This is a genomic window from Collinsella sp. SGI.184 (genome assembly GCF_050313415.1).
In the GTDB taxonomy this organism is placed as follows: domain Bacteria; phylum Actinomycetota; class Coriobacteriia; order Coriobacteriales; family Coriobacteriaceae; genus Collinsella.
In genome coordinates, this window is record NZ_JBNPLJ010000002.1 from 60,864 (window position 1) to 83,991 (window position 23,128).

At 57.3% G+C, this 23,128-nt stretch carries 19 protein-coding genes; 14 read left to right on the plus strand and 5 right to left on the minus strand.

Features of this window, described 5'->3' with window-relative positions; translation table 11 throughout:
- The first annotated feature begins 2 nt into the window (after positions 1-2).
- From ACQRAJ_RS00945 to ACQRAJ_RS00975, 7 genes are all read left to right on the plus strand, one after another.
- On the plus strand, positions 3-1,229 hold the full coding sequence (locus ACQRAJ_RS00945; RefSeq protein WP_427747448.1) for a ParB N-terminal domain-containing protein: 1,227 nt from the start codon (positions 3-5) through the stop codon (positions 1,227-1,229).
- A gap of 3 nt (positions 1,230-1,232) precedes the next feature.
- On the plus strand, positions 1,233-3,113 hold the full coding sequence (locus tag ACQRAJ_RS00950; RefSeq protein ID WP_427747449.1) for an SNF2-related protein: 1,881 nt from the start codon (positions 1,233-1,235) through the stop codon (positions 3,111-3,113).
- 288 nt (positions 3,114-3,401) lie between these two features.
- Positions 3,402-4,250 carry a DNA adenine methylase gene (locus ACQRAJ_RS00955; RefSeq protein WP_427747450.1) on the plus strand — a complete coding sequence of 283 codons (849 nt, stop codon included), beginning with the start codon at positions 3,402-3,404 and terminating at the stop codon, positions 4,248-4,250.
- A 2-nt stretch (positions 4,251-4,252) separates the two neighbouring features.
- Positions 4,253-5,053, plus strand: a complete 801-nt coding sequence (locus ACQRAJ_RS00960) for a DNA-methyltransferase (protein WP_427747451.1) — start codon at positions 4,253-4,255, stop codon at positions 5,051-5,053.
- Positions 5,017-5,934, plus strand: a complete 918-nt coding sequence (locus ACQRAJ_RS00965) for a type II restriction endonuclease (RefSeq protein ID WP_427747452.1) — start codon at positions 5,017-5,019, stop codon at positions 5,932-5,934. The genes ACQRAJ_RS00960 and ACQRAJ_RS00965 overlap by 37 nt, the downstream gene beginning before the upstream one ends.
- A gap of 64 nt (positions 5,935-5,998) precedes the next feature.
- Positions 5,999-6,205, plus strand: a complete 207-nt coding sequence (locus tag ACQRAJ_RS00970; protein ID WP_427747453.1) for a hypothetical protein — start codon at positions 5,999-6,001, stop codon at positions 6,203-6,205.
- 349 nt (positions 6,206-6,554) lie between these two features.
- A complete protein-coding gene (locus ACQRAJ_RS00975) occupies positions 6,555-8,132 on the plus strand; it encodes a hypothetical protein (protein WP_427747454.1) in 1,578 nt (525 codons plus the stop codon).
- Positions 8,133-8,246: 114 nt separating this feature from the next.
- Here ACQRAJ_RS00975 and ACQRAJ_RS00980 read toward each other — a convergent pair whose 3' ends face one another.
- On the minus strand, positions 8,247-9,848 hold the full coding sequence (locus ACQRAJ_RS00980) for a potassium/proton antiporter (RefSeq protein WP_427747455.1): 1,602 nt from the start codon (positions 9,846-9,848) through the stop codon (positions 8,247-8,249).
- A 325-nt stretch (positions 9,849-10,173) separates the two neighbouring features.
- Here ACQRAJ_RS00980 and ACQRAJ_RS00985 point away from each other — a divergent pair, with 325 nt between their 5' ends.
- Positions 10,174-11,013: a metallophosphoesterase gene (locus ACQRAJ_RS00985; RefSeq protein ID WP_427747456.1), complete on the plus strand. Its 840-nt coding sequence runs from the start codon at positions 10,174-10,176 to the stop codon at positions 11,011-11,013.
- Between the two features lie 317 nt (positions 11,014-11,330).
- On the opposite strand, the gene ACQRAJ_RS00990 is transcribed toward ACQRAJ_RS00985, so the two are convergent.
- Entirely contained in the window at positions 11,331-12,911 is a 1,581-nt protein-coding gene (locus ACQRAJ_RS00990; protein ID WP_427747457.1) for a lipopolysaccharide biosynthesis protein, read from the minus strand.
- A 177-nt stretch (positions 12,912-13,088) separates the two neighbouring features.
- Here ACQRAJ_RS00990 and ACQRAJ_RS00995 point away from each other — a divergent pair, with 177 nt between their 5' ends.
- From ACQRAJ_RS00995 to ACQRAJ_RS01020, 6 genes are all read left to right on the plus strand, one after another.
- Positions 13,089-14,660, plus strand: coding sequence for an L-lactate permease (locus ACQRAJ_RS00995; protein WP_154515661.1), 1,572 nt, complete (start codon positions 13,089-13,091; stop codon positions 14,658-14,660).
- A gap of 262 nt (positions 14,661-14,922) precedes the next feature.
- Complete coding sequence (gene pckA, locus ACQRAJ_RS01000) at positions 14,923-16,593, plus strand: phosphoenolpyruvate carboxykinase (ATP) (RefSeq protein ID WP_427747458.1); 1,671 nt, start codon at positions 14,923-14,925, stop codon at positions 16,591-16,593.
- 226 nt (positions 16,594-16,819) lie between these two features.
- The gene (locus ACQRAJ_RS01005) at positions 16,820-17,539 is read left to right on the plus strand and encodes a B3/B4 domain-containing protein (RefSeq protein WP_427747459.1); all 720 of its coding nucleotides are present in this window, start codon (positions 16,820-16,822) and stop codon (positions 17,537-17,539) included.
- Positions 17,540-17,702: 163 nt separating this feature from the next.
- A complete protein-coding gene (locus ACQRAJ_RS01010) occupies positions 17,703-18,152 on the plus strand; it encodes a MarR family winged helix-turn-helix transcriptional regulator (protein WP_154515655.1) in 450 nt (149 codons plus the stop codon).
- A 119-nt stretch (positions 18,153-18,271) separates the two neighbouring features.
- The gene (locus tag ACQRAJ_RS01015; protein ID WP_427747460.1) at positions 18,272-19,126 is read left to right on the plus strand and encodes a DegV family protein; all 855 of its coding nucleotides are present in this window, start codon (positions 18,272-18,274) and stop codon (positions 19,124-19,126) included.
- 193 nt (positions 19,127-19,319) lie between these two features.
- Positions 19,320-19,640: an MGMT family protein gene (locus tag ACQRAJ_RS01020; RefSeq protein WP_427747461.1), complete on the plus strand. Its 321-nt coding sequence runs from the start codon at positions 19,320-19,322 to the stop codon at positions 19,638-19,640.
- Between the two features lie 421 nt (positions 19,641-20,061).
- Here ACQRAJ_RS01020 and ACQRAJ_RS01025 read toward each other — a convergent pair whose 3' ends face one another.
- The 3 genes from ACQRAJ_RS01025 to ACQRAJ_RS01035 form a co-directional block, all read right to left on the minus strand.
- Positions 20,062-20,355 (minus strand): DUF6485 family protein, encoded by a 294-nt coding sequence (locus ACQRAJ_RS01025; protein WP_195838532.1) that lies wholly within the window; start codon positions 20,353-20,355, stop codon positions 20,062-20,064.
- Between the two features lie 221 nt (positions 20,356-20,576).
- The gene (trpS, locus tag ACQRAJ_RS01030; protein WP_427747462.1) at positions 20,577-21,626 is read right to left on the minus strand and encodes a tryptophan--tRNA ligase; all 1,050 of its coding nucleotides are present in this window, start codon (positions 21,624-21,626) and stop codon (positions 20,577-20,579) included.
- A 159-nt stretch (positions 21,627-21,785) separates the two neighbouring features.
- Entirely contained in the window at positions 21,786-22,985 is a 1,200-nt protein-coding gene (locus tag ACQRAJ_RS01035) for an MraY family glycosyltransferase (RefSeq protein ID WP_427747463.1), read from the minus strand.
- Between the last annotated feature and the right edge of the window lie 143 nt (positions 22,986-23,128).

The window sequence follows — 23,128 nt, forward strand, 5'->3', positions numbered from 1 at the left end:
CTATGGATATCAATCAGTTTATTGAAACCGGTGTAGCCGAGGGCTGGCTGCGTAAGACCAACAACAGCGATCGTAAGTTCATCAATGGCCAGGATCAGGATTGTCCTATCTATGAGGTGCGAATCGACAAGCTGCACTACAACAAGCAGAACGGGCGTATTGCGACCTATATCAGCCGCTATAAGGCAGACCATCCCGAGGGGCTGCCTTCCGACCAGGCCGCGCTTGATAATCTGATACAGGACATGATTGATGCCGACAATCCCAAGCGTCTTAGGACCACGATGCTCGATATCAAGGCGAAGGGTCAGCAACAGCCGGCTATTGTTCTTTCGAACGGTGTGGTCATCGACGGTAACCGCCGTTTCACCTGCCTGCGCAAGCTTTCGGTCGAAGAAGGCGGCATACCGCGGACCATGCGCTGCTTTGTGTTCCCCGATACCTATGATGACAAAGCAATCAAGGGTCTTGAGCTCGAGATTCAGATGGGTGAAGACACTAAGCAAGACTACGATGCCATCTCGCGCCTGGTCGATATTGACTGGTGGGTCAACGGTGGCAACATGACTGCCGAAGAATATGCTCGTCACGCTAATATCAAGTCAAGCGAGATGAAGAGCATGCTTGAGCAGATTCAGATTATGAAGGAGTTTCTTGAGTTTGTTGAAGCTCCCGGTGCGTTCTATATTGCCCAGGACCTTAAGCTTCAGGGTCCCATCGAGTCACTCGCGAACAGACTTAAAAAATGCAAGAACGCCGACGACCGCGAGGACATCAAGAACATCATCTTTGCGAATCTTGTCATGACGACGCTTGGGGACCGTACTCGTAGCGTACGCGATATGATTGATAATCTTATCGAGGATGAAAGATTCCGCGAAGAGCAGAGCGAGCTTGCCGTGGAGGTGCTTGAGAAGTTCGAAGATCTGCCGGAGGGGACCAAGGTCACCACTGAATTCCTTCGCGATCACATCGCTTCGGATAAAGACCTCAAGGGTGAGGTTAAGGCATCGCAAGAGAAGGCCCGCACCAAGGCCGGCAACCGTAAGGTCAAGAACGGGCAGGTTCGTGCGGTGCGTGATGCAGTGTCCAATCTCGACGGTGTCGATGTGGACCTGCTACATAAACTTGAGCCCGAACAGCTTTTAGATATGCAGACGGGGCTGAACGAATTGCTCCAGCGGGCTGAAGAGCTGTCCCAGGCGATACAGAAGGTCCAGGAGGCCTAGCCCATGCGTTTGTATGCCGCCGGCAATAAAATACTGCTCGACCCGGAGCCGCTCACGGCTAAGGAAGTTGGACGCAACGCGCGCTTCAAGGCGCAATTTAAGCGCTATGTGATGTGTGAGCTTGATGGCAAGTTTCTGCTGAACGAGATCGGTAATTTCACCGAATTCGATAAAATTGTCAGCTCTCTTTCTCGTCTTGCGTCGCGCCTTAACGTCGATTTAACCATCGATGAGGATCTTGAGAAGAGCTTTGTCCGGGTCCGCGAGCTTGCCGAGGAACGCTCACGCCTGGGCAACGAAATCAAGCGTGGCGACCATAAGCATGATGCACGCTTGGCCGAATTTTCGCGCATGGTCGATGCCACCATGGTGCGCCCACTCAAGGATCGCCAGATGCGAGATGCGTTTTTCTTGGCGACGATGGGGCGCGCCGGTAACTTTTCGGTGCCGGGTTCGGGCAAGACGGCGACGGTGCTGGGTGCCTTTGCCTTTTTGGCTGCTCGCGGCAAGGTCGACCGTATCATGGTTGTGTGCCCTAAGAATGCTTTTGATTCTTGGGCAACGGAGTGGCGACTTTGTTTTGGCGAGAAGTGGCGGCTCAGTTTGTTTACAACTCAAGACGACGCCTATAAAAAGCTGGGAAGGGCAGACCGCCGCCGCTATATTCGCACGAGTGTGGGCGGTCGCAATCTGCTGCTCGTGAACTATGAGGCCGCTCCAACCGTGACTGAGGAGCTCAAGCAGGTCGCCGGCGACCGGACACTGCTTGTTTTCGATGAGATTCACCGTGTTAAACGCGTTGGGGGTAAGCAGGCAACTGCGGCCCTCGCCATCGCAAGCGAGGCACCCTATACCTTTGGCCTGACAGGTACTCCGATTCCCAACGGCTACATCGATATCTATAACTTCTTGAATATCTTGTATCCGCGTGAGTACGCCAACTTCTTTGGCTTTGAGAAGAGCGAGCTGAAGAATGCCGATGAGGCGGACATGGAGATTATTAACAGAAAGCTCCAGCCATTTTATTGTCGCACCACTAAAGACGACTTAGGTGTTCCCAGGGCAGAGCCTGACGAGCTGATTGATGTCGATGCCGATTCGCGTACCAGCATGCTACTCGGTGTGGTCAAAAATCGATACCGCCGAAACAAATTAACTCTAATGCTACGTGTGCTTCAGCTTGAGAACAATCCGCTTGACTTGCTCGAGACGCTCGATCCCGAGGAATATCGCTGGATTATCGAGGAGGATGAGGAAACCGGCGAAGTTGAGGCGGTCGACTATTCAGACCAGATTGTGGGCATGATTCGCTCGGCCGGAGCCTCCTCTAAGCAGAGTCGTTGCATCTCTCTGATTGAGGATCTTGTGTCTCAGGGGCGCCCGATTATCGTCTGGTGCATCTTTATCAAGAGTATGGCTGACTTACGTCGCAGGCTGTTTGATTGTGGTATCGAAGCGCGCACCATTAATGGCCAGGACGATTTGGTCTGCCGCTCGGAGGATCTAGACGATTTTCGAGCAGGAAAGTTTCCCGTGCTCATTACGAATCCACATACGCTGGCCGAATCCGTCTCGCTGCATTCCATCTGCCATGATGCTGTGTATTACGAGTACAGCTTCAACTTAGTGCATCTGTTGCAATCGCGCGACCGAATCCATCGCCTGGGCCTGCCGCAGGATCAAAAGACAAACTATTATTACCTTTGCGAAGACTACGATTTGGGCAAGGCTGAGCCTTGGTCGCTTGATCATGAAATCTACGACCGTCTTAAATGGAAAGAGGACACGATGCTTCGTTGCATTGATGCCGACATCCTTGAGACGCAGCCGACGTCGCAAGAGGATCTCGAGGCGATTTTTGCTGGACTGTTTGATGATGAATAAACGGGGTCGACTATGAAGCCCACTGATATACCGTTCCACGATTCGACTATCTTTCAAGCAAAGCCTTTTCAGGGGTTAGTTTATGATCGATTTCCAATCTTGGTTAATCTGTCATTAGGATGTTGGGCTTAGATATTTGGGTGTGCGCTTATTGCTGTATGCCGGTTTTAGATACAGCTAGTTGTGAAGGAGGGCTATGCGTGCGCGTCTTCTTAATTGCAAGGAGAGCCATGTCCATCCGTACTGTTACTATTTCTTTCTAAATGATTTTCGTAAGGATAGGCATATATGCGCACAACCGAAACACCTTCTCCTCTCATAAAGTGGGCGGGCGGCAAGCGTCAGCTGCTTGACCGTATCGATTCCCGGCTTCCAGCTAAATATGGGCATTACTATGAGCCCTTCTTTGGTGGGGGTGCTCTCTATTTTCATCTTCAGCCCAAAGAGGCGACGATTAATGATCTTAATCAGGCGCTTATCAATCTTTATGAGTGCGTACGAGATGAGCACGATAACTTCGTTCGAACGCTTTCAGAGATAGATGCAGCCATTCCGCATGATAAGGCCGAAGGTAAAGCGTACTACTACGATATGCGCAGCAGATATAACGAGCTTCTCTCCCTCGGTACTTATACCGTTGAGACGGCGGCCCTCATGGTTTTCATCAACAAGCACTGTTTTAATGGCCTATACCGCGTTAACGCTAAAGGTGCGTTTAATGTGCCATACAACAACTCATTAAGGGCTTCGTTCGAAGCCGAGAATGTCAGTTGCGTTTCTGATGCTCTTGCCCACGCCAATATCATGTGCGGTGATTTTGAAACCGCCGTAAAGGATGCTAAAGCGGGCGACTTTATCTTTTTTGATTCACCTTATGCACCGCTTAAAGAGACGTCGTTTGAGGCGTACACAAAGGAAGGGTTTCTGGAGGAAGATCATCGACGTCTTGCTAGTTTATATCGCGAGCTTGACACCAGAGGCTGCCTTCTCATGTTAACAAACCATGACACGCAGCTTATTCGCGAGCTTTATGATGGTTTTCGCATTGACGTTGTCGATGTGAAGCGTGCCATCAACTCGGATGCTTCTAAGAGATGTGGTACTGAAGTAATCATTACTAACTATCTGGAACGTTAGACATGAAAGCATTCTATGAAGACAACGCTTCGCGACTACTGCTCGGCGATTCCTTTGAGGTTATGGCTTCCTTGCCTGATGGATCTTTCGATATGATTTTTGCTGATCCTCCGTATTTCCTTTCGAACGATGGCATTTCCTGCTCGGGCGGAAAGCAAGTGAGTGTTAACAAGGGAGAGTGGGACAAGGGCGTCGATGTTGATTTAAAGCATGATTTCAATCGGCGTTGGATTCGCGAGTGCTATCGTTTGTTGACGCTTGAAGGAACTATCTGGATTAGCGGCTCGTTTCACAATATTTATTCATGTGGAATGGCGTTGGAACAAGAGGGCTTTCGCATACTCAATAACATAACGTGGCGAAAGCTCAATCCACCGCCGAATCTTGCATGCCGGTGTTTTACGCACTCGACCGAGACTGTGCTCTGGGCAAAAAAGAACAGCAAAAAGGCAAAGCACTACTTCGATTACGCTTTGATGAAGGAGATGAATGGCGGTAAACAAATGAAAGATGTCTGGGAGGGGCCGCTTACGCCAAAATCTGAAAAGGCGTGCGGAAAACACCCGACCCAAAAGCCGCTATATTTGCTGGACCGTATAATTGAGGCATCGACTCAAGAGGGCTGTCGCGTGCTCGACCCGTTTGTTGGCAGTGGCACCACTTGCGTGTCTGCAAAAAAGCTTGGCCGTTATTCGACGGGAATTGATTCCTCGTCAGACTATCTCTCAATAGCCGCAGAACGACTCAAGAAGGAGGCTGCGCCATCATGGCTCACAATAACAGAGACTTCAATGAATGGTTAAGTCAGTTCAAGTCCACTATCGCTAGTTACGACTACTACGTTGATTTTGACAAGGTGGTTGCCAATGCCGAGAAGCATAAAGCCGAACTTTACCTAATGAACTCGCTGCTCGGATCCCAGGCAATTGAGTCCGATTTTATTGCCTTGGTGGAGGAATACCCGAAGGTGCTCACTATTATTCCCACGCTTATTGCTGTTAGGGCTACTGAGGTGCCTGTCTACGAGGCTGGCGCTCTGAGGTATTTTAGTTTCAAGAAGAATAACGACATGCGGGTGCAGGACTATGTCGACTTCATGCGCTCGACTGGACTCTTTGGCCTCATGGAGAATCACGTCATTACCAATCTTCAAGATTACGTGACGGGAATTGAGGTCGGCCTCGACTCGAACGGGCGCAAGAACCGCGGAGGCCATCTTATGGAAAATCTGGTCGAAAGCTACTTGACGGTGGCTGGCCTTGTGCGCGGTGACATTGACGGGGGCATGGAACTCGACGATGTTCAGGTGAGGAAGGGAATCTACTATAAGGAGCTCAAGGCGAGCGTTATGCAGCGTCGCTGGGGTATTGATCTCGGTGAGATAACCAACGGCGGGACCGTTGAAAAACGTTTCGATTTTGTTGTCCGTAACGCGCGCGGTATTTTTGGTATTGAAACCAATTTCTATTCCAGCGGAGGCTCCAAGCTGAACGAGACGGCCCGTTCCTACAAAGAGATGGCTCAGGAGTCTGAACAGATTGATGGCTTCCAGTTTGTGTGGGTAACTGACGGAGGCGGCTGGAAGAGCGCTCGCAACAATCTTCGTGAGACGTTCGAAATCATGGACACCATTTACAATCTCGCTGAGCTCGAAGACGGGGCTTTTGAGAGACTGTTTTCATAAGTTCGAGCGGCAATAATTCGCCTGCAGCTTATGTTGCCGCGTTCGTCAGTTGAGAGGTTTCACCATGAAGATCGATGTGGACGTAGACCAGCTGCGCGAGAGTCTGCTCGATCGCGCGGGGAGTGCAGCGGGCGTGGGCTTTCCGGCCGCCATGCTCGACGTAGTGGATATCGAGGATGAGTCGCCCCAAGAGCTCCTAGCCCGAGCCGAACGCGAAGGCCTCGACCTCCGAGATCTTGCCGCGGGCGACGATACGGACGACGGCTGGTAGCCACAGCCGCCCCTCAACCTTATCCCCCCAATAACTTGCGGTGAAATAGGGACTTAATTGCGCTTTAGAGTGCATAAACAGTTCCTATTTCACCGCAACTTTTTTGATTTGTGCCGTTATTAAAGTCTGTGGTAACGTTCGGGGCTCAAAAGGTACCGCTCGCACTTGTTGCTCAACAAATGGCGTGGTCAGCTGGGCTAAGTTAACACATGTCGACATTGGTCGCGGGGCTGCTTGCCATAGGTGAACTCACTTAATTACGTGACGAGCATCCTGAATGTAGCGTTATGCGCTTTTCCGGACAAGGCCTATCGATCATTCGACTTGTCTCAGTACGAAAGGACGGGCAATGAGCAAGGATTATCTCACAATTAGGATATACAGCACGAAAGATGCTCGGGAAGCTATTCTTGGACAAATGGCTGACAACCTGAATGCATCTTTCGAGATTCCTGAGGATCCTCAGGTGGGGGTTTCGTTTTCTGGTGATAGCCGTCAATTGTTTGATCTTTTGGGCTGTAGCGAGACTGACCACATTGGCCCCGATTCCCATAACGTTTATTTCGGACGTGACGATTACATTTCCAAGTGGAAGGATTTTCCGGAGCGCAAATTTGGCGATATCGTACGGCTTGAACTGCTTATTGAATGTAAAGTCGATTGGTATGGCAATGCCGTCGATTTGGATATCGAAGAGGTTGTCAATCTCCTCCCAAACGTTTTGAAGGGCATTTCTTGTGCCGTCGATGTCTATGACTGTAGCACTGGCTGTCCCAAGTACGACAGTCCTCTCTTTCATAATGGGCAGACAAATGAGCTAGCTCAGGTCAAGTTTTCACCCGATGACCTCCGCCATGCGAATAAAAAAGGTTTTGCATATGGTAAACACCTTATTCACGGCTATCGGGCCAACGCCGTTGCAGCCCTTTGCTCGCGGCTATTGTTCGGAAAATGCGATCATGTCGATCCGCCCTACTTTGCCTCTCTGGTTGCCGATAACGATGTCGAGAAGATTACGGCCATTGTGGAAGATCCCGACTATGCGTTTATTGAGGACTACATTGAATGGGACAAGCTTTTCAAAAAAGGCCATTTCGACGGAGCTATGACGATACTGAGGCTGAAGGATGTAAAGCGGACCATGAAGCAGCCCGGGTTGCTGCTCGCGCACTTTGTTGCACTCGACGATATTGATAGCGTCGAAGTAATTCTTGATAAGGTCTCTATCGGCAAGCGTTCTAAAACTGGTATCTGCAAAGAGCTGCGCAAATATCCCGATAATGCCTCCAAGCAGCTTGTTATCGACCGCCTTGAGCTACCAGAAGAGGAAGCACGCTATGACGATCCCAATTTGAGGGATCCGCTTGAGCCGGTAAAGCCCTGTGCCGGCTATTTTGAGGCCGAAACGCAGTACCTCGGTGTTCGTGTGACTCTAAAGGACGGAACGGTTCTAAAGGATGGCACGATTGACTATTGGCAGTACATAGGCGTCAAGGCGACAAAGCAGAGAAACGAAGCGCGCCAAAAGCTGTTCGGCCTCTGTAAAACCGGCAATGATGTCGTTCGCGCGCTCTGCGTAATGTTCCCCACTTCCACAGAGTGGGTCAAGACTGTTAAGACCGCCAATAGGCCGCTGGAAAAGGAAGCTTTCTGCGGCTTGCTCGGCGATGTTGCGCGGGGGTTGAAGGCAGTCGAATCCGTCGACCAGATTGACAATATCGTGGCGCTGGGAAGAACATACGGCCCAGACTTTTCGGTGACGACCGACATCGACCCGCAGCTTGACACGTTCTATGAGCCCACGTGTTTTGACGACGGTGGAGTGTCCGGCTGGAGCGCGATCGATATGTATGACGACTTTACCGAGAACGCATGGGACCTCAAGTGGGATTTCACCACAGGGGAGTGCGTTTACGACAAGGGTTAGGGCGCTGAGCGCAACGGTTCCTGTGGGATGATGCCGAGCGATTGTCTGAAGTTGCATGGGGGGTGGCAATGCGCGCCCCCCATGCTTTTCGAGTTCGCTGAAATCGGCCTGTGGCTACGACGCCAGCGTGGCGATGACGGCTTCGTCGCCGGCGTATATGAGGGTGTTGCCGTCGGGGATGATCGTTTGGCCATCGCGCTTGAGCATCACGACGATAAACGGGTGCTTGCCTTGCGGCACATCGCGGAGACGCTGGCCGGCCAGGCGACCGTGGGGCGTCACGGTGACCTCGCGCAGTGTAACCTCGGCACGTTCTTCAAACGTTGGCGCGGCCATCACCAGCAGGTCACCTTCCTCGATGACGGTATCGCCGTTGGGCAGCACCGGGTGCGCGCCGTCGCGCAGTACCAGGGCTACGAGCATGTCCGTGGCACTGCCGATGTCCGCGAGCGAGCGACCGGCAAACGGATGGCCCGCGCCCACCTTGAGCTTGACGAACGACATGCCGTCCTCGTCGCGGTAATCGTTAAAGGTTCGGCGCACGTCGCCTTCCGCGTCGATCATATCGAGCTTCTTTGCCACCGCAGGCAGCAGCGAGCCCTGCACCACAATGCTCGCCACGGCAATCACAAACACCAGGTCAAACAGGTCGTGACCGCCGGGAACACCGGCCACCACGGCAAAGAGGCTAAACACGACCGAAGCCGCGCCGCGCAGGCCCGCCCAGCTTACGAGCGCCACCTGGCGGGGGTTTGTCTTATAGGGCGCCAACAGCAGACCGACGGCGATGGGGCGGCTCACAAAGAGCATAAACGCCATGAGTGCCAGGCCCGGTAGTAGCATTTGCGGCAGGCGCGCGGGCGTCACGAGTAGGCCGAGCAAAAAGAAGATGGTCATCTCGGCCATCTCGGTAAGGGTGTCAAAGAAGTGCGCCAGCTCGACCTTACCGGTGATGTCGCTCGCACCCAGCACAATGCCGGCAAGGTACACGGCCAAAAAGCCGTTGCCGCCCAGATAGCTCGGCAGCGCGTAGACGACGATCGCCACGGCGAATAAAAAGATAGTCTGCGCGCCCTCGGCCGTTGCGTGTGCGCGCTCGATCAAGCGGCCCGATGCCCAGCCGATGACAAGGCCCAGGCCCATACCCAGGATGATCTGCTTGGCCAGCAGCACGGGGATGTTGATGTCGCCGCCGGCCGCAAGGGTTGCAAGCACGGCGGTGAGCATGTAAGCGACGGGGTCGTTGGAGCCCGATTCGACCTCGAGCAGCGAGTCAGTGCCACCTCTCAGCGACAGACTGTGCTCGCGCAGCACGCTAAAGACGCTCGCTGCGTCGGTCGACGCCACGACCGAGCCCAGCAGCAGGCCGCCGATCCAGTCGAAGCCTAGCGCGAAGTGTGCAAAGGCGCCCGTGATGCCGGCGGTAATAACGACGCCGAGCGTGCTCAGCAGCACTGCGGGTACGGCGACGGGCTTGGCGCGGTCGATGTTGGTGTTAAAGCCGCCGTAGAACATGATGAACAGCAGCGCCGTGCTGCAGACGGTTTCGGTGAGCGCGTAGTCGCTAAAGTCGATGTGCGCCGGACCGTTGACGCCCAGCAGCATGCCCAGCGCGATAAAGATGAGCAGGGTGGGGAAGGGGAGCTTTTTGCCGACGGGTTTGATGGTCAGGCACAAAATGATGACGAGGCCTATAAAGAGAAGTATCTGGTTCATGGATAGTGTCCGCTCCTGGGAGGTTGGCGTGGCACGGTCAGTTATCTGCGGTTATTTGTACCCAAAGATGGTGGGTTTATGGGAACGGATTGCGGGCGTGCGCATTTTCGACACGAGGCTGCGGCGTGTGCGAAGCTGGCCGGGAATCAGCTGCCGGCGGTGCACCGAGAACGGCGCGCGCGGGCGTGCGGCTGCTAACGACCGTTGGCGACGCGTGGCCCTTCCCAGCTTTATTGCAACGGAGTACAATGGATAACGTTTAAGTTCAACTTGAAGTTTTAGTTGTGGCTCCGGGCTTCGGCCGTAATGCAGGGAAAGGCGTTCCATGGCGATCTATGTGACATCTGATGCTCACGGGCACGTGCGCGCGCTGGACGAGGCCCTTTCCAAGATTTCGCTGGCGTCCGACGACACGCTGTACGTGTTGGGCGACATGATCGATCGCGGGCCCGATCCGGTCGGCGTCATCAACTTGGTGCGATCGCTGCCCAACGCTCGCGTGCTTAAGGGCAACCACGAGCAGATTATGCTCGACGCGATCATTGGCCAGGACCCGCTTGATGCCGAGACCTGGGATATCAACGGCGGTTGGACCACGCGCCAGCAGCTCAACGAAATGGAGTTTGAGGCATACGAGGAGCTGGTGCGCTGGGCTGCCGCCCTGCCGCTCTATGCGGTGGCAGAGACTGCCGAGCGTCCGTATCTGCTGGTGCACGCCGGTATTCAGACCGAGGCAGCGCGTGCGTTTTTGCTTGAGCATGGTGCCGATTGCGGTGACGGCAGGGGAGCGGTCGATGCCGATAGCGAGTTGCTGCAGCAAATGCTCGCCGTGCAGTCGTCCGATGACTTGCTGTGGATTCGCCATGGCTATTGGGATGCCCCGACGGGGCTGCTGTCTGCCGAGGGCAAGGGTCCGGTCGTGGTGAGCGGCCACACGCCCACGGTGTCGCTCGGGCGCTATTGCGAGGTAGGCGGCCTGGCGGGACTCGATGAGGAGTCGGGGCGCGGACAGATGGTGCGCCTGGGCGGCGAGGATACCGCCGGCGTTCCCGACCGCATCGACATCGACTGCGCCGCCGCCACCGGCTCCGAGTTCGGCCGTGTAGGCATTCTGCGCCTAGACGACGGGGCGGAGTTCTATGCAAACATTCTGCCCGGCGAATAATCGGTGCAAAGGGTAGCTAATTTGGGACGGGGCTTTTTTGACTACTTTTGCCCTTCTGCCCATCAAATGATTTTTCTGGGGCGGGGATTACATAATCATTTGGCTGCCCGCTGGCTAAGTGAGTAGACTATTTTGGAAATGCTGAGCACCCAACATGTTTGCTTCAACAAAACCGCAGGTCACAGACTTGTACTTTGTCGGTGTGGTCGGGGATTCGGTAAAAGTCTACTCACTTAGTTTTGCGTGATGCATATTGTCCGCAACAAGACCCCAGCCCGGGTAATTCCATCGCAAATTCCGGTGGCCGAGGCAGCTAATTAGACACCGTACGGGTTGCGGGCTCGTTCTATGCGCTGGCGAATGTGGGCGTACTCGACAATCAACAGCACCAGCAGTAGGGCCATGATAGCCAGGTAGCTCACGACGGCACCCATTAGCCCCAGTAGGTTGATGAGGACCATCGGCACCACCACGCTCACGGCAAAGCAAATGAGGTAGATCTTGGTGACATCGCCGGCGTGGCGCAGCACTGTGATAATGGCGTAGATAAAATCGATGGCTGCGGTGATGCCGCCGGCGACGACCATCAGCAGCGCCAATGTGTGGTAGCGCTCAAAGTTGAGGCCGTACATAAAGCTCATAAGGGGAATGCCGGGGCCTGCCATAAACGCGGCGCATGCGCCAGTGAAACCCAAGATCAGCGCCATGACGGCGACAATAATTAAGTCAAAGCGGCGACGCTTGCGCGGGTTAGCCCAAATGCTCGACAAACGCAAGAGCTGCGGTTTATAGATAAATCCAATGCTCAGCAAAATGGCCTGCGCCGGAAAGAATAGGGCATTAAAGTACAGCTGATATTTGTAGGCCAGCGTGCCTTCCATCACAAATTTGGGCATGCTCTCGATAAGGTTAAACAAAAAGAGCGCGCCAAAGAGCGGGGCGCACTGCGCAAAAAGGCGGCCGACTTCGCGTATGCTCACGCGACGCGATTTTTCGGTTTCGAGCAGGGCGAGCGGGGCGGTGACCAGCACGAGTGAGGCAATGGCGGCGACGCCCATGGCCATGGCCGCAATGGGCATGCTGCGCGTAAGGAACAGCGCCACGCTAAAGACCGCGATGACGCCGACGGAGCGCAGCGTTTGGCTCATGCCGGCCAAATAGAGCTTGTCGGCCTGCTGCAGGCGGCCCTCGTACACGTCGGCGATGCCGTCGATCACCTTATAGAGGTAGACGCCCAGGCCGATCGTCGCCATCTGCGCGTCATAGCCGCGGGCGCTGCTGTACATGAGGCCGCAGCCTAGGGCGAGAGCTCCGCAAAGCCAGCGGTTGAGCTGGTAGGAGGCAAAGGACGTCTTCTCGTCGATGTCCGAGACCTGAAAATTGCGCACGCCGTAATTGCACGCGATCATGATGAGCGTGCCGGTGACAAAGGCGATGGAGAACTTGCCGGCTTCTTCGGCCCCCACGAGCTGCGTAGACACGATAGTGAGCAGCGGAAACGCCATGCCCCACACGGCGGTGCCGAGGGTGTTCCAGAGATAGTCGCGGCGGGTGGCGTGCTCCTCGTATTCGGCTTCCTGCATGGAGAAACCGCCGCCGTAGACGGCACCGAGCAGGCGGTTCCACCAGGCGTTGACCATACGGCGGACGGGACCGGGCTCGCGATCGCGCTCGCGCCGACGGCGTGTGGCTTGGCCGCTATTTGGCCCGCCGGCGTTACGCTGACTCAGCTCCTGGATACGCGCGAGCTCTTCGGCCGTGTGGGAGGCGGGGAAGAGGCCGTTCTCGATGCGGCCGCCCTGGGCCTTTGCGGTGCCGCCTCTCGATATAGCGGGGTTGGCGATGCCGTTGCGGCGGGCGATGGCGCGGCGGATGCTATCGAGGGGCGAGATGCTCAAGGCGGGTCCTTTCTATTGCTGCGTTCTAGTATAGACGCGACGGTGTCACTCATGTTTTTGAACGGATTGTTCAATATTTTCGGGGGGCGGCAGTAAATTGTCGGTGAGCGTGCGGTATCCTGTTGAAGTTATGTGATACCACGATGCCGCCCGCGCGGCACCAAGGAGCTTCTACCTATGGACGTCGCCGCATTCTTGCTGGCTCTTGTGCCGATCATTTGGCTTGTCGTGATGCTGCTGTGCTTTAAATGGCCAGCTTGGAAAGCCGCCATCGGATCGTTTGTCCTCTCGTGCGTGCTTGCCTTCGCATGGTGGCACCTGCCGGCAGCGCAGATTGCGACCGCCTCGCTCGAAGGCTTTTTGATGGCCCTGTGGCCCATCGTTTTGGTAATCATCGCCGCGGTGTTCACGTATAACCTGTGCGTTCGCACGGGCGCCATGGACGTGATCGGCAGCATGATCACCTCCATCAGCAGCGATCGCCGTCTTCTGGCGCTGCTTGTGGCCTGGTGCTTTGGTGGCTTTATGGAGGGCATGGCCGGTTTTGGCACCGCCGTTGCTATTCCCGCCGGCATGCTCGCGGGCCTGGGCTTTGAGGCCGTGCCCGCCGTGCTCATCTGTCTGCTGGCCAACGGCGTGCCCACGCCCTACGGCTCCATTGGCATTCCCACGGTGTCCGTTGCCGGTCTGGTGGGCCTGGATCCGCTACATTTGGCGACCGTTCAGATGGTGCAGCTGGCGCCTTTCTTTGCGATGATGCCGTTGTTTATCGTGCTGGTTGCGGGTCGTGTCGCCGATGACCAGGGTAATGTTGCGGGCGTTGCCGAGCGCCTGAACGGCGTGGCGGGCATCGCCGTGCTCTCCGGCGTGTCCTTTGCCGGTGCGGCGCTTGTCGTTGCTATGTTTGTGGGTCCCGAGCTTGCCGTCGTCGTCGGTTCCATCGTTTCGCTCGCGCTGACAGCTGCGCTTGCCATGCGTGCCGAGAAGTCGGGGCATCTGGACGCACGCTTCCACATGAATATCGAGGCCGGCGAGCAGCTCACCGCTAAGTCGGCGCTTTCGGCTTGGTCGTGCTTCATTTTGATCTTTGTGCTGCTGTTGGGAACGTCTAACCTGGTGCCTGCCGTGCATGCTGCGCTCGCACCGTTTGCGAGCCAGGTGCAGGTGTATTGCGGCGAGAACCCCGGCACGCTCACGTTTTCGTGGATCAACACGCCGGGCGTCTGGATTTTCCTGGCGGCGTTTGTCGGCGGCGCCATTCAGGGTGCTTCGCCGCGCATGATGGGCAAGGTGCTGGCCGCGACCGTCAAGCAGATGATGCCGACGGTCATTACCATGCTTTCGGTTCTGGGCTGTGCCAAGGTTATGGGCTATGCGGGCATGATCTCTTCGATCAGCGCGTTTTGCATTGCGGTCGCCGGTGGCCTGTACCCGATTCTGGCTCCGTGGATCGGCGCGGTCGGTGCGTTCGTGACCGGTTCGGGCACGTCTTCTGGCATGCTGTTTGGTCCCATCCAGAGCCAGGCTGCCACCGCGCTGGGCGTGAGCGACTACTGGATGGTCGCGCTGAACGCGCTTGGCGTCGCCGCCGGCAAGATGATCTCGCCGCAGACGCTTGCCATCGGCCTGGCCGCCGTGCACGTACGCGGCAAGGATGCCGAGCTCCTGGGCGCCGTCCTGCCCTACGCCGCCGGCATGCTGGTCCTTATGAGCGCCATCGCCATGCTCGGCCAAGGCCTGCCGCTATAGTTGGCACTTAGGGACGCTCCTTTTGTGCCGGCATCCGGGGACACTCCTTGAATGTTGCCTGTTCAAGAGTATCCCCAACGACTCGTCGTTTAAGAACGTCCCCAATGACTACTCAATGACTAGGCCGCTTGCCTGGGATTTTTGACCGTTGGGCGGGCTTGCCGCCCTTGCCGCAAAAGCGTTTTTGCATATCGGGTACAACGGGCTTTACGTGAGTAAAGTGCGCGCCGCGCCCGCGAGGCGCGTTTTTAAAGGAGGCCCCATGCCTGGTGTTACCCCTGCAGAAGTTCTGTCCAACTATGGTATTACGCTGGTCGAAGATCCCGCCGAGAATCAGCCGCGTCTGCTGGTCGATCTACCTGCTGCGGAGCTCGTCGAGCACGCCATCCGCCGTGAAGAGGGCCGCATGGCATCCAACGGCGCGCTGGTAATCGAGACGGGGGAGCGCACCGGCCGTTCTCCCAACGACCGCTTTATCGTTGACACCCCCGATGTTCACGACAAGATCGCCTGGGGCGCCGTCAACCGCCCGCTTTCGATTGAGAGCTACGAGGCCATCAAGGCCGGCATCGTTGACTACCTCAACGAGCGCGACGTGTTCGTCACGCGCGGCATGGCGGGTGCCGACCGCAACCACACGCGTCGCCTGCTCGTTGCCTGCGAGCGCGCGAGCCAGGCGCTCTTCATTAAGCAGATGCTCGCCCGTCCGCTCGCTCGCGAAATTGCGCGCACCGGCGAGCCGGACTTTTGCGTGCTCGCGGCACCCGGGTACCAGTGCGACCCCGCCATCAAGGGCCTCAACTCCAGCGCCGCCGTGGTCATCAACTTCCAGGAGCGCGTGATTCTGGTTGCCGGCACCGGCTACTCCGGTGAGATTAAAAAGTCCATCTTCAGCGTCATGAATTACCTGCTGCCCGTCGAGGACGATGTGCTGCCCATGCATTGCTCGGCCAGCATGGATCCCGTCACGCACGAGACCGCCGTGTTCTTTGGCCTGTCCGGCACCGGCAAGACCACGCTTTCGGCCAATCCCACGCGCCTGCTGATCGGCGACGACGAGCACGGTTGGTCCGACATGGGCATCTTCAACATCGAGGGAGGCTGCTACGCCAAGTGCGAGGGCTTGGACGAGTTTCACGAGCCCGAGATCTTCAATGCCGTTCGCTTTGGCGCGATCTGCGAAAACGTGGTGCTCGACGAGAACCGCAAGCCCAACTACGATGACGTCTCGATCACGCACAACACGCGCGTTGCCTATCCCGTCGAGCATATCCCCAACGCGTGGACCAAGGGCATGGGCACCACCCCGAGCGTCGTGCTGTTTTTGACCTGCGATGCCTTTGGCGTGCTGCCGCCTATCTCGCGCCTGACGGCCGATGCCGCCATGTATCACTTTGTGACGGGCTTCACCGCAAAGATCCCCGGTACCGAGGTCGGCGTCACCGAGCCCACGCCCACGTTCTCCTCGCTGTTCGGAGAGCCGTTTATGCCGCTCGACCCCATGGTCTACGCCAAGATGCTCGGCGAGCGTATCGCCGACGGTCGCACCCGCGTCTATCTGCTCAACACCGGCTGGATTGGCGGCGGTTATGGCGTGGGCCATCGCATCGAGCTTGCCTACACGCGCGCCCTGGTCGCACGCGCCCTCGACGGTACCATCGAGGACAGCGAGTTCTTGCACGACGATATCTTTAATGTCGACATTCCCACCACGTGCCACGGTGTGCCGGACGGCATCCTGGTGCCGCGCCAGTACTGGCAGAGCACAGCGCGCTACGACGAGGCCGCGCACAACCTGGCGGTGATGTTCGAGGAGAACTTCGAGAAGAAGTACTCGCACCTGCCCGAGTCCGTCAAGGCCGCCGGCCCGCACGCTCAGGTGTCCGCCGAGGCCCGTCATCGCGGCCGCGGCCTACTGGGACTCCGCCACTAGCGTCGCCTCGAGTCCATATCCACCACAAAGAGGCAGGCGCCTTTGTGGTGGTTTTGCTCGTGTGGATGACTCGGGTTACAATGCGCCTGACATATCGTCCCCTTCTCCGGATGGGGACAGCGTAAGCGCTCTTGTGACGGCACCGTAGGACTTTGAAGGTGGCCGTTGTAAGGGCGCTTTTTGTTTAGGTGCCCTCGCTCGGGCGCGCACAATGAAAGGAGCACGTATGAAGAGCTTTGTTGCCGAGGATTCATTTTGGGAGCTATTTCCACAGGCGGCGGTCGGTGTTGTGGTCGTGGAGGGCATGAAGCCCGCGGCTCAGATTCCTCAAGAGGACGTGGACGCGATTGCGGCGCTGCTCGATCGCGCCAATATCGATGCGGAGCGTCATCTGACAAGCGATACCATCAGCGAGAACGCGCCGGTCAAGGCTTGGCGCGAGGCCTATCGCCTGTTCAAGACTAAAAGGGGCGCCCGCTGCTCAATCGAGAACTTGCTCAAGCGCGTGCTCAAGGGCAAGCCGGTCGGTCATATCACACCGGCGGTGGATATTTACAACACGGTGTCGCTGACCTACGCGCTGCCCGTGGGAGGCGAGGATTTGCACGCGATTGAGGGAGACCTTCGCTTGAAGGTGACCGACGGTGGCGATGCGTTCCTGCCGCTTGGCGAGGAGGCAGATGATCCGACGCTGCCCGGCGAGCTCGCCTACATCGATGATGCGGGCGCCGTGTGCCGCTGCTGGAACTGGCGCGACGGCGTTCGAACGGCTCTGTCCGACGATTCTGCCGATGCGTTCCTGGCGATTGAGTGTGTAGAGCCCGAGCGAATGGGGGACTGTCAGGCCGCGATCGATCGCTTGGCCGAGCTGCTTGAGCGCTATCTGGGAGCGACGGTTGTCGTTAAGACGCTTGTGACCCGCGATAACCCGCGCGTGGAACTCTAGCTCGGGCCAAACCGCCACACAAACCACCACAAAGGTGCTGTTCCCTTTGTGGTGGTTTTTATGTTGATGGGTTAACAATTGCGATATTTGGGTACGGGGGTTCGGGCATGCGGCTAAGATGTTTACCCGTTAGCATCATGCAAGCGAAAGGCGGTCGTCTCCCATGCAGCAGAACGACGAGACACGTTTTGAGGATTTTGTCGGACTGATTAGCGGGCTCTACAAGGAGATCCAGCGCATTAAGGCATCTGAGGGAGCAAGGCTGGGTCTTAAGGGTTCCGATATCATGTGCCTGTACTATCTTGAGCGCAGCAAGGACGGCCTGACTGGTGCCGACCTCGCCCGCATGGCAGGCGTGACCCGCGCTGCCGTCTCGCGCACGCTGGCGCATCTGGAAGAGGGCGGCTACGTCGAGGTCGACGATTCGGGCGATGCCGCCGTTAAGTATCGCGCCCCGGTTCGCCTGACCACGTTGGGCGGCGAGAGCATGAATGAGGCCGATCGTATTATTCGCGAGGTGCTCGACGCCACCGGCAAGGCCATGGGCGTGGAGCAGCGCGAGCAGATGTACGCGTCGCTGCGTACGATTCTCGACACCCTGCGCGAGCTGTAGGGCAGCCTAGGCATTTGCTTCCCATTAACAACTGCATCGTCCCGTTTGAGCGCGTATACCGTGCCGGGGCATTGCTGTCAAAATTCCCTGCGCGGGACCTGCGCAAGAAAGGATTCGCTATGTCCGTCCGCATTATTACCGATTCCGCAAGCGATATGTCGCCGGCGGAGCACCCGGCACTGGCTGTTTTGCCACTGTCCGTCACCTTTGGTACCGATGTGTACATGGATGGCGTCGACATCGATCACCAGCGCTTTTACGAGATGCTCGTGGAGCGCGATGAGCTGCCCAAGACCGGTCAGGTCAACCCGTACGCGTTTTCGCAGGCTATCGCCGAGGTTCGTGAAGCCGGCGATGAGGCCGTGATTATTACCGTGGGCGCTAAGCTTTCCGGCACCAATCAGAGTGCCCGTACCGCACTTGCCGAGGCCCCGGGCGGCGATGTGTTCGTGGTAGACAGCAACAACGTCACCCTGGGCGAGCGCGTGCTGGTCGAGTATGCCCTGTGCTTGGTGGACGAGGGCCGTAGCGCGGCCCAGATCGCGGCGGCGGTCGAGGCCGTGCGCGACCGCGTGGTGGTTATCGGCCTGCTCGAGACGCTGGAGTACCTGGTGCGCGGCGGTCGCCTGTCTGCTGCGGCCGGCGCCGTGGGTGCGCTGCTCAACGTAAAGCCCGTGGTGGCCGTCGAGGACGGTCTGATCGTGCAGCTGGGCAAGGCGCGCGGTTCCAAGAACGGTCGCAACCTGCTGAACCAAAAGATCGAAAAGGCGGGCGGCGTCGACTTTTCCATGCCGCTGGCGCTCGGCTATACGGGCCTTTCGGATGCGGTGCTCAAGAAGTATATCGAGGACAGCGCCGCGCTGTGGGCTGGCCACACCGAGGGCGAGCTGCCCGTTCACACCATCGGCGCCACCATCGGCACCCATGTAGGCCCCGGTGCCGTAGCCGTAGCCTTCTTCCAGCCTGCCAACTAACCGACCTGCCAAAAAGGGACAGGTTTATTTTGGCAGGTTTTATCTGGGCAAACGCTACCTGCCATGCCATGTGATTCCTCGGCGATGACGGGGTTGCGGACCATCGGCCGCACGGAGGCCGCAAATGATCCGCAACCCTGCCGTCCCCGAGGGATCATTTGATTTATGCTGTTGCGGGCGGAAAGGAGCATCGATGGCGTCTGAGGGCTTTTTTGAGCGGGTGTACGAGGTAGTCGAGCAGATCCCTGAGGGGATGGTTGCCACGTACGGCCAGGTGGCGCTGCTCGCCGGCCGTCCACGAAGTGCGCGGTACGTGGGCTATGCGCTGCACAGCAATCCGCGCCCTGGTCAGATTCCCTGCCATCGTGTGGTGTTTGCCGATGGCAGCATTTGCGAGGGCTTTGCGTTTGGCGGCCCCGATGCTCAGCGCGAACTTCTGCTGGGGGAGGGCGTGACGTTTGTCGACCCCATGCACGTCGACTTGGCCGCCTGTCGTTGGCCAGCAGGGCTCTAGCGGCTCTGCCGTGGCCAAAACCACCACAAAGGTGCCTGTCCTCTTTGTGGCGGAACGCTGGCTCCATTGATGTTTCCCCAGATAAAACCTGCCAAAATAAACCTGTCCCTAATTGGCAGGTTTAACGGGGTTAACTTATGCAGAAGGTGTGGCGGCACGATTTGACGCTGTAAAGTAAACAAAGGCGAACTATATTGTATGCAGCAACGGAGCAGGCAATAGGCGATGAAAAAGCCTGCCCTGTTGAGTTTGATTCGCATTCCTCCCCTCTGTGCGATTCAACGGTGTACTTCAGGAAAGCGCCCGTCGGCTGCCATGGTCGGCGGGCGCTTTCCTGTAGGCATGGGGCAAACCCATCAGGTCTGTTATCCCATAATGAGGTACTGACGTTTGGTTTTAGGGGGGGCACTAACTTTGATTGTTAGTCCCGCTTACAGCAACCGATCTTGGTAAATCCCTGCGGCGCTTCTTCGCCTGCGGGGATTCTTGGGCTGTCGCTTCCCAGATATGCTTCTACATGCCGCGCGAACGCTTGCCACGACCACTCGTCTTTATCGGCCTCAAGCCGATCGGGAGAAATCGCGTTGAACAGGCATGTTGGAATCTCGTGCTCGTGCAGATTCTTAGCGATACACGGTGTGCAGCCCTTCTCGTGGTTGACAGGGTTAAATGGGCATTTCCGGTCGTTGCAGGTACAAAACGCAACTGAGCTCATGGGACTCCTTCCGGTCGGTCGGGTCTGCCGTAAAAGCTGCCGCATGTTAAACAATAGGGTGTCATTGCTTAACAGGATATAGCCTCAAGGTGCTTGCGACTTAGGGGTTCTGCCAAGCGGCTGAATATCTCGGCGACCGACCTCTGAAGAAAACAAAACCGTCGCAACGAGGATTGTGCCAATCGCGGCGGTTTAGTTTGAGTGTTGTTTATTGCTCTCGACTAGTACACCATGCCCATGGCGTCCTGAACCTCGGCCAGGGTCTGCTCGGCGATCTCGTTGGCACGACGGTTGCCCTCGTGCAGCACGTCCTTCACATAGTCCAGGTCGTTCTCGTAGCGCTGGCGACGCTCGCGGATCGGTGCGAAGTACCCGTTGACGGCCTCGGTCACGTACTTCTTGAGCTGGCCGGAGCCACCCATGCCAATCTCCTCGGCAATCTCGACCTCGGAACGGCCAGTGCAGATGGCGGCGGTCGAAAGCAGGCCGGACACGCCGGGGCGGTTCTCGGGATCAAACGTAATCATGCGTTCGGAGTCGGTCTGGCTCTTCTTGATGCGCTTGGCCGTCTCCTCGGCGGTCATCGAGATATTGATGGCGTTGCCGTAGCTCTTGCTCATCTTGCGGCCGTCCAGGCCGGGCAGCAGCGGGGCCTCGGACAGCAGCGCGTCGACCTCGGGGAACACCTTGCCGTAGCGGTTGTTAAAGCGGCGGGCGATGGTACGGGTGAGCTCGATGTGCGGCAGCTGGTCGCGACCGACGGGCACAACGTTACCCTTGCAGAACAGGATGTCGCAGGCCTGGTGTACCGGATAGGTGAGCAGAAGGCCGGTGAGCTCGTGGCCCGAGGCCTCCATCTCGGCCTTGACGGTGGGGTTGCGCGCCAGCTCGGCCTCGGAGACCAGCGACAGGAACGGCAGCATGAGCTGGTTGGCGGCGGGCACGGCGGAGTGCGTGTAGATCATGGTCTTGTCGGGGTCGATACCGCAGGCAAGGTAGTCCATGACCATGTTATACACGTTGTCCTGGATGTGCTCGGTGGTGTCGCGGTCGGTGATGACCTGGTAGTCGGCAATGAGCACGTTGGTCTTGGCGCCCATATTCTGCAACTCCACGCGGCCCTTGAGGGTGCCAAAGTAGTGGCCTAGGTGCAGACGGCCGGTGGGGCGGTCGCCGGAAAGCATGGTGAACTTCTCGGGCGTCTTGGCCAGGCCCTCGCGAATGGCGTTGCTCTTTTGCAGCGCGACTTCGTAGCTGTTCTCGTTTGGCATGATTGCTCCTAACGTATGTTCATGGGTCAAGATGATAACGCGTTTATTGAGAGGGGCGGGCGAAAGTGGGCAAGGGGGTGGTAAGGCGAGACATGCGTGGCGGTCGAGGCGCGGTCACGAGCGGCCGACGGTAAGCAGAGTGACCTTCTGCAGCAAACCTTAATGCCTGTGGTGGCGCTCTTCCTTACGCTCCTCGGCCGCTTGCTCCTCCTGCTTAAAGGCGGGGTCGTCGGGGGTTATCAGCTCGTCTTCGTGCGTGCGCTTGTTGTAATGGTGGCGTAGCACGGGCTCAAACAGGTGCAGGTGCTTGGCGAAGGCTGCCGAGCCAATGCCAAGGACGGTAAAGATGAGCACGCGCATGGGGACTTCGACCTGGTTGATGGCGGCCGCACCGGCCGAAAGCAGGACACACCAGGCATAGATAAGCAGCACAGCCTGCTTTTGGTTATAGCCCTCTTGAATGAGGCGGTGGTGGATGTGGCCTTTGTCGGCCTGCCCAATGCTAATGTGGGCGCGCTTGCGGCGCACGATGGCGCTAAACGTGTCGATGATGGGCACACCGGCAACGATGAGCGGAATGATAAGCGAGGTGAGCGCGGCGGTGCGGCTCACATTAAGCAGCGAAATGGAACCCAGCGCAAAGCCCAGCAGCAGCGACCCCGAGTCGCCCAGAAAGATGCTCGCGGGGTTGAAGTTGTAGCGCAAGAAGGCCAGGCAGGCGCCAAACAACGCGATGGAGAGCGCGGCGGCATCGATGCGGCCCGAGAGAACGGCCATCGAGAACATCGTGAACGATGCGATGCCGCAGATGCCTGTGGCCAGGCCGTCAAGGCCGTCGATGAGGTTGATGATATTGGTGAACGCCACCAGGTAGACCACGGTGATGGGGTAGGCAAGCCAGCCGAGCATGATCTCGCCGGGGGCAACCGGGTTGACGATGACGCCGATTTTTAGGCCACCCACGCAGGCGATGAGCGCGGCGAGGACCTGGCCGGCGAGCTTTTGCTTGGGCTTAAGCTGGAAGACGTCGTCGATCGCGCCGGTCGCAAAAATGACGGTAAAAGAAAGCGCTAGCATGGGGTAGCTAATGTGCAGGCGCGGATGCGGGACCAAGACGGGCGGCCAGCCCAGATGCCAGGTGCCCATAATCTGAACGATGCAGGCAACGACCAGGCCCAAAAAGACCGCCGTACCTCCCAAGCGCGGGATGGGCTTGGTGTTGATACGGCGTTTTGAAGGATAGTCAACGGCGTCGAGCTTGATTGCCAGACGTTTAACCAGGGGCACCGTGAGGAAGGTCGTGATATATGCCGCGGCTGCCACGCAAAGGAACGGTATGTAGCTCGTGGATGAAGCCATGTATCAAAAACCGCCAAGCGTCGAAGGAAAAGGTCAAAGGATGCCATGCCGCAAAGGGTATAGCTGACCCATGATACTCGACCAAAGGGGGTGCGGGGAATCGCGCCAATCGATAATCACGTGCTTACCAGATATTGGGATGG

Excerpts from the sequence above, each read along its gene's own strand:
- ACQRAJ_RS00950 (WP_427747449.1), top strand. The coding sequence starts at position 1,233 with ATGCGTTTGTATGCCGCCGGCAATAAAATACTGCTCGACCCGGAGCCG.
- ACQRAJ_RS01025 (WP_195838532.1), bottom strand. The coding sequence starts at position 20,355 with ATGAGCTCAGTTGCGTTTTGTACCTGCAACGACCGGAAATGCCCATTT.
- ACQRAJ_RS00965 (WP_427747452.1), top strand. The coding sequence starts at position 5,017 with ATGGCTCACAATAACAGAGACTTCAATGAATGGTTAAGTCAGTTCAAG.
- ACQRAJ_RS00975 (WP_427747454.1), top strand. The coding sequence starts at position 6,555 with ATGAGCAAGGATTATCTCACAATTAGGATATACAGCACGAAAGATGCT.
- ACQRAJ_RS00995 (WP_154515661.1), top strand. The coding sequence starts at position 13,089 with ATGGACGTCGCCGCATTCTTGCTGGCTCTTGTGCCGATCATTTGGCTT.
- ACQRAJ_RS01010 (WP_154515655.1), top strand. The coding sequence starts at position 17,703 with ATGCAGCAGAACGACGAGACACGTTTTGAGGATTTTGTCGGACTGATT.
- ACQRAJ_RS00980 (WP_427747455.1), bottom strand. The coding sequence starts at position 9,848 with ATGAACCAGATACTTCTCTTTATAGGCCTCGTCATCATTTTGTGCCTG.
- pckA (WP_427747458.1), top strand. The coding sequence starts at position 14,923 with ATGCCTGGTGTTACCCCTGCAGAAGTTCTGTCCAACTATGGTATTACG.
- ACQRAJ_RS00970 (WP_427747453.1), top strand. The coding sequence starts at position 5,999 with ATGAAGATCGATGTGGACGTAGACCAGCTGCGCGAGAGTCTGCTCGAT.
- ACQRAJ_RS00955 (WP_427747450.1), top strand. The coding sequence starts at position 3,402 with ATGCGCACAACCGAAACACCTTCTCCTCTCATAAAGTGGGCGGGCGGC.
- ACQRAJ_RS01005 (WP_427747459.1), top strand. The coding sequence starts at position 16,820 with ATGAAGAGCTTTGTTGCCGAGGATTCATTTTGGGAGCTATTTCCACAG.
- ACQRAJ_RS01015 (WP_427747460.1), top strand. The coding sequence starts at position 18,272 with ATGTCCGTCCGCATTATTACCGATTCCGCAAGCGATATGTCGCCGGCG.
- ACQRAJ_RS00945 (WP_427747448.1), top strand. The coding sequence starts at position 3 with ATGGATATCAATCAGTTTATTGAAACCGGTGTAGCCGAGGGCTGGCTG.
- trpS (WP_427747462.1), bottom strand. The coding sequence starts at position 21,626 with ATGCCAAACGAGAACAGCTACGAAGTCGCGCTGCAAAAGAGCAACGCC.
- ACQRAJ_RS01035 (WP_427747463.1), bottom strand. The coding sequence starts at position 22,985 with ATGGCTTCATCCACGAGCTACATACCGTTCCTTTGCGTGGCAGCCGCG.
- ACQRAJ_RS00960 (WP_427747451.1), top strand. The coding sequence starts at position 4,253 with ATGAAAGCATTCTATGAAGACAACGCTTCGCGACTACTGCTCGGCGAT.
- ACQRAJ_RS01020 (WP_427747461.1), top strand. The coding sequence starts at position 19,320 with ATGGCGTCTGAGGGCTTTTTTGAGCGGGTGTACGAGGTAGTCGAGCAG.
- ACQRAJ_RS00985 (WP_427747456.1), top strand. The coding sequence starts at position 10,174 with ATGGCGATCTATGTGACATCTGATGCTCACGGGCACGTGCGCGCGCTG.